The 5079-nt window shown below is 67.7% G+C and carries 3 protein-coding genes; 2 read left to right on the top strand and 1 reads right to left on the bottom strand.

Features of this window, described 5'->3' with window-relative positions; translation table 11 throughout:
* Together AC5RWT_RS34380 and AC5RWT_RS34375 are read left to right on the top strand one after the other, a co-directional pair.
* Positions 1-81, top strand: an 81-nt coding sequence (locus AC5RWT_RS34380; RefSeq protein ID WP_494082216.1) for a GMP synthase (glutamine-hydrolyzing), incomplete at its 5' end; no start/stop codon positions are given.
* A 118-nt stretch (positions 82-199) separates the two neighbouring features.
* On the top strand, positions 200-4216 hold the full coding sequence (locus AC5RWT_RS34375) for a DUF4011 domain-containing protein (RefSeq protein WP_494084134.1): 4017 nt from the start codon (positions 200-202) through the stop codon (positions 4214-4216).
* A 70-nt stretch (positions 4217-4286) separates the two neighbouring features.
* Here the strand turns inward: AC5RWT_RS34375 and cpaB are convergent, their stop codons facing one another.
* Positions 4287-4958, bottom strand: coding sequence for a Flp pilus assembly protein CpaB (cpaB, locus tag AC5RWT_RS34370; protein ID WP_494084133.1), 672 nt, complete (start codon positions 4956-4958; stop codon positions 4287-4289).
* Positions 4959-5079: the final 121 nt, after the last annotated feature.

The raw sequence follows: 5079 nt of genomic DNA, 5'->3' as shown, positions 1-5079 counted from the left end.
ATCACCAATGAAGTGGACGGGGTCAACCGCGTGGTGCTCGACGTGACGAGCAAGCCGCCGGGAACCATCGAGTGGGAGTAGCCACAACGGGCAGCCGGAGCGCATCCGCCGCACAGCCGCGGGTGAACTGCAAGGCAAAATCGCCAAGGCAGTGTTGCGGTCGCCCGTTTGGCGTTTAAAATCCGATACGTTGTTTGACATGCCGTTGTGGTCGAGGCAAGTTGCCGATAGTGAAGTAAAGGGGACAGCCGTGTCGCTGGCCAGCGTAGCTGAGGCTGCTGAAGACGTTGTGGCATCGTGGCTGGACAACCTGGGCGATTTCGCCGGGTCGGATACTTTGCTGCGGTTCGCTCCGACGTCGTCGAACAGCATCGACCTGACGCATGCCCACCCCTCCGGTCTGGCGCAGTTGCTGGCCGGGCGCCGCACCCGCATCTCCACTTTGCTGCGCGATCCGAACCAGTACGCCGCGGCGATGCGCACTGCCCGCAGTCTGCGGGCCAAGATCCATGAACTGGGCTCCGAGCGCGGCATCGACGTCGGGTATCTGGCAGCAGGCACGGCGTCCTGGCGGGTTCCCGAAGTGGGGCGCTCGGAGGCGCTGAACGCACCGGTGATGCTGATCCCGGTGGCGCTGACGGTGCGTCCGAGCCAGGACGACTTTGAACTCCAACTGACCGACCGCGCCCGCCTCAACCCCGCCCTGGTCCGCCATCTGTCGGCCGAACAGGGAATCGCCATCGACGCTGACGCGACCGCCCGGCTGGCTTACAGCACTGCCCGCCTCGATCCGCACCCGGTGCTGGAACGCCTGCGCGTGCTCACCGCCGATGTGCGGAGCATGACGATAGAACACCATTTCCTGGTCTCCACCTTCGCCGATTTGGAAGCGGTCACCGATCCGGTCCTGCTCGATGCCGGCCACCCGGTGATCCGGGCTTTGGCCGAAGCCGGCACCGGCTCCAAGGATTCGCCGAAGAGGGATGCCGGCGTGGTGCCGGTGCCGCAGGTGGAGCTGCCGCCGATCGACGAACGCGATCCCCAGGACGAGTTCCTGCTCCTCGACGCCGACGCGGCGCAGCAGCAGGTCCTGGACCTGGTCCAGGCCGGTCACTCGCTGGTGGTCTCCGCGCCTCCGGGCACCGGGCAGACCCAGACAGCCATCAACGCCGCCGCGGCCCTGGCCTACGAGGGCAAGAGCGTCCTGGTGGTCGCGGAGCGCCGCGGCACCCTGAATGAATTCGTGCAACTGCTGGAAACGGTGGACTTGGGCTCGCTGGCGCTGCAGTTGAGTGCCGACCTGACGCCGGATCAGCTTCGCCAGGCACTGATCCGCGCGATCAGCCGGAGCGAGAAGGCGCAGGAACCGCAGCTGCAGAAACTGCACACCACCCTCACCGACCACCGCCACAAGCTGATGGACCACGTGAAGTCGCTGCACAATGTGCGCAGCCGCTGGCGCTGTTCGCCGTACCAGGCGATGCAGTCGCTGGCCAAGCTCACCTCGCTCGATCCCGCGCCGGCCACCACGGTCCGGCTCAAGCGGTCGGTACTGGACAGCATCACCGACCGGGCGGAACTGGCGGCGCGGCTGGGCCGGGCGGCCGAACTGGGCAGTTTCAGCAAGTCCGCCACCACGAGCCCCTGGTTTGGCGCCAAGCTGCTCAACCGCAAGGAAACCGAGGACGCCCACCAGCTGGCAGCGGACCTGGCCAAAGACCTTCCGCAGCTGCGGGCCCGCATGATCAAGGTCGCCGAACACTCGCAGATCGCCCTCGCCGGGACGTTCCGCGAGTGGTGCGAGCAGTTGCAGCTGCTGGTGGAGGTCCGCGGCAGCCTCGACAAGTTCACGCCGGACATTTTTGACCGGCCGGTCACCGACCTGATTTCGGCCACTGCGCCAAGTTCCTGGCGGCGCGACCGCGGCATCGAAATGAGCTCGATGACCCGCTCCCGGCTGCGCAAGGTAGCCAAGGAATACATCCGCCCGGGTGTGCACATCTCTGACCTGCACGAATCCCTCTTCGAAGTGCAGCAACAGCGGACCAAGTGGGCCGACTACGCCACATCGCAACGCCATCCCGCGGTGCCGTCCGGGCTGGCTGACCTGAACAGCTTCTACCGGGGTGTGGCTGAACGGCTGCAGAAACTGGCCGCGCTGCTGGCACCGGTACCCGAAGACCGTGCCTTGGTGGCCATTCCCGACGGTGAACTGCAGGAGCAGCTGGACTCCCTGGCAGCGGACAAGGAAACACTGGTCAACCTGCCCGAACGGACGCTGCTGCTGGAGCAAATGCGCGAACACGGTCTGGGTGAACTGCTGGAGGACCTGGCCAAACGGGAAGTCGGCGCCGAGCAGGTCGGTGCGGAACTGGACCTTGCCTGGTGGCAGTCCGCACTGGAAGCCATGATCAGCGGGGATGACTACCTGGCTATGTCCGACGGCGACAACCTCCGCAAGCTCGAGGCGGTCTACCGCTTGGCGGACAACGCCCACATCGCGTCCGGGCCGTCCCGGCTGCGCTGGGAGCTGGCCCAGAACTGGCGTCATTCTCTGAAGAGCAAGCCCAAAGCAGCGCATCGGCTGCGCGACCTGCTCAAGGCCGGGGAACCCACCTTGGCAGCGCTGGGGCAACAATCGGAGTCCTTGGTCTCGGCTCTGCTGCCGATATGGACCGCCTCGCCGCTGGTGCTGCCGCTCCTGCTGCCGGAAGCCAAGCAGTTCGACGCCGTCATCGTCCTCGATGCCGAGGCGACCAGCCTGCCGTCGGCCCTGACCGCATTCTCCCGTGCGCACCAAGTGGTGGCGTTCGGCGACGGCGAGCTGGGCCGGGCCAAGCCCTTCGAAGTCAACGTGGACCGCCGGAACGACCCTGTCACCGGCGAGGGCCCGGAGCGGTTGGCCAGCTGCTTCGATGCGCTCTCCGAGGTGCTGCCGGTGGTCGCCCTGACCACCGCCTACCGTGCTGTGGACGTGGACTTGACCCGATCATTGAGCGAGAAGTTCTACGGCGGCGCGCTGACCCGGTTGCCCGGCGCAAGCTCCATCCGTGGCGGCGGACTGGAAGTGGAATACCTGCCGGACGGCACCGGCATGCCCGGCGCCGGGCATGAAGGCGTGGAGAGCGTCCCGGCCGAGCTCAACCGGGTGGTGGACCTCGTCTTCGAGCACATCAGCCTTCGGCCATCGCGGTCACTGGCAGTCGTGACAGCCAGCGCCCGGCACGCTGCACGGGTAGCTGAGGCCATCCGGCTGCAGATGCCCAACTACCCGGCCGCGGCGGACTTCTTCCAGCGCCGCCAGGAGCCCTTCCGGGTGGTGCCAGTGGAACGTGCCTCGGCACTGGTCCGGGACGACGTGATCTTCTCGCTCGGCTTCGGCAGGACGCCGCACGGGCGCGCGGTGCATGATTTCGGTCCGCTGTCGGCGCCGGGAGGACGGGCGCTCTTCGCCACTGCGGTGACCCGCTCCCGCCAGTCTCTTCATGTGCTCAGCTGCTTCCGCCCGGAGGACCTGGACCCGGAGCGACTGCGTCACGGGGCCGTCGATTTCCATGATCTTTTGGACCGTCACCTTGGCGACGGCCGCTTCCGCGCACCCGAGCTGTCGCCCGGAATCGACGACCCGCTGGTCGCTGACCTGGTGGAGCGCATCCGCACCCGCGGCGCCCGCGTCTGGGATCATTACTACGGAGTCATCGACATCGTGGCCAGCACAGGGACGGTCCAGTATTCGCCGGATGCTGAACCTGCCCTGCCGGTGGCTCTGGAGTCGGACGGCAGCCACCAGTACCGGGAGCTGACGGTGCGCGAACGCAGCCGGCTGCGCCCGCAGCAGCTGGAGCGGCTCGGCTGGCGGCCACTGACTTTGTGGACCATCGAGGTGTTCACCAATCCGGAGAAGTGCGCGGACCTCATTGGAGGCTACTTGGGACTGCAGAAGCCGGACGAGCCGGCAGATAAGAACGACCGCCCGGCCACGCCCGCAAGCCCCGAACCGGGAGTGGAACAAACCGAGGGGACGACCCCGCAGGCGGATTCGGCCGACTCGGCACCGGACGCCGAGGACAACCGGTTGCGGCCGCGCCGGTCCAGGCACAGCCAGGCGCCCGCCCTGCCCACCAAGGCAGCGGAGGACGATCCTCGTTCATGGGGCGACCGCGACGAGGACCGCGACGCCTGGCTGCGGGAGCAGCGTCCGCCGCACTGGAGCTAAGCCGCAAGCCAACCGGCGGGCTGGCACATCCTTTCTGATGGAACAGGTTGGGCCGGTCACCCGGGACCGGTCAGCCGACCAACACCAGGAAGATGTTGCCCCTGCTGGAGGCGCCGGCCAGGGCCGTGGCGTCCGACGGCGCTGCCGCTACCACCACGAGCCCGTCTGGTTCGGAGGCCCGGAGCAGCGTAGCCGGCGCTGGGCCGCCGTCGGCTTTCCACAGCACTGGAACTGCGCGCGCCAAGACCGTCGATTCGGCCGGTTCTTCGAATCCATTGCCGCTGCTCAGGACGATGTCCACCAATTGACCCGGTGAAACCAACTGCACGGTGGAGGGGTCTGCCGGCCGCACCGGGACGGCCACGGTACCCCTGGGTGCACCCGCCAAGAGGCCCGGCCCTACGATCGAGGTGTCGGCGACCGGAGAACCGGCGCGCAGGGCCGTGGCCAGCCGCTGGCCCACCAGCTGGGCTGGGTTCCCGGCAGTTCCGGCCGGCACGGCGTCTGCGGGCAAGTCGCGTACTTCGATATCCGCCGCGGACAGAACGCTGCCGGCCGGCAGATCCGAGGCCGCTGTGACCACGGATTGGGTGGCGGCCGGCGCAGGGGTCAGCTGATGGACCATCAGTGCGGCGGCAGCGCAGAGCAGCAGCGCAGCAAGCAGGCGGTGATGGCGCCTGAGCAGCCGGCGCGGAGACAGGACAAAACGGCCGGTGCGGGATGCTGCGGCGGTGAGGGGCATGCAGCCACGCTAGGAGCGCCGAGCCTTTCGACAACACAGAGCCGGCCCGAAGCGGGGACTCTTTGCCGCACCTGCCCTGCTGTGTAGGAGAAGCAGGGCGGCCATAGGTTTGGGAGTGCCG

It is taken from the genome of Arthrobacter sp. Dra40 (assembly GCF_059091905.1).
This window is presented reverse-complemented; position numbering and strand designations above follow the sequence as displayed.

Excerpts from the sequence above, each read along its gene's own strand:
- AC5RWT_RS34375 (WP_494084134.1), top strand. The coding sequence starts at position 200 with ATGCCGTTGTGGTCGAGGCAAGTTGCCGATAGTGAAGTAAAGGGGACA.
- cpaB (WP_494084133.1), bottom strand. The coding sequence starts at position 4,958 with ATGCCCCTCACCGCCGCAGCATCCCGCACCGGCCGTTTTGTCCTGTCT.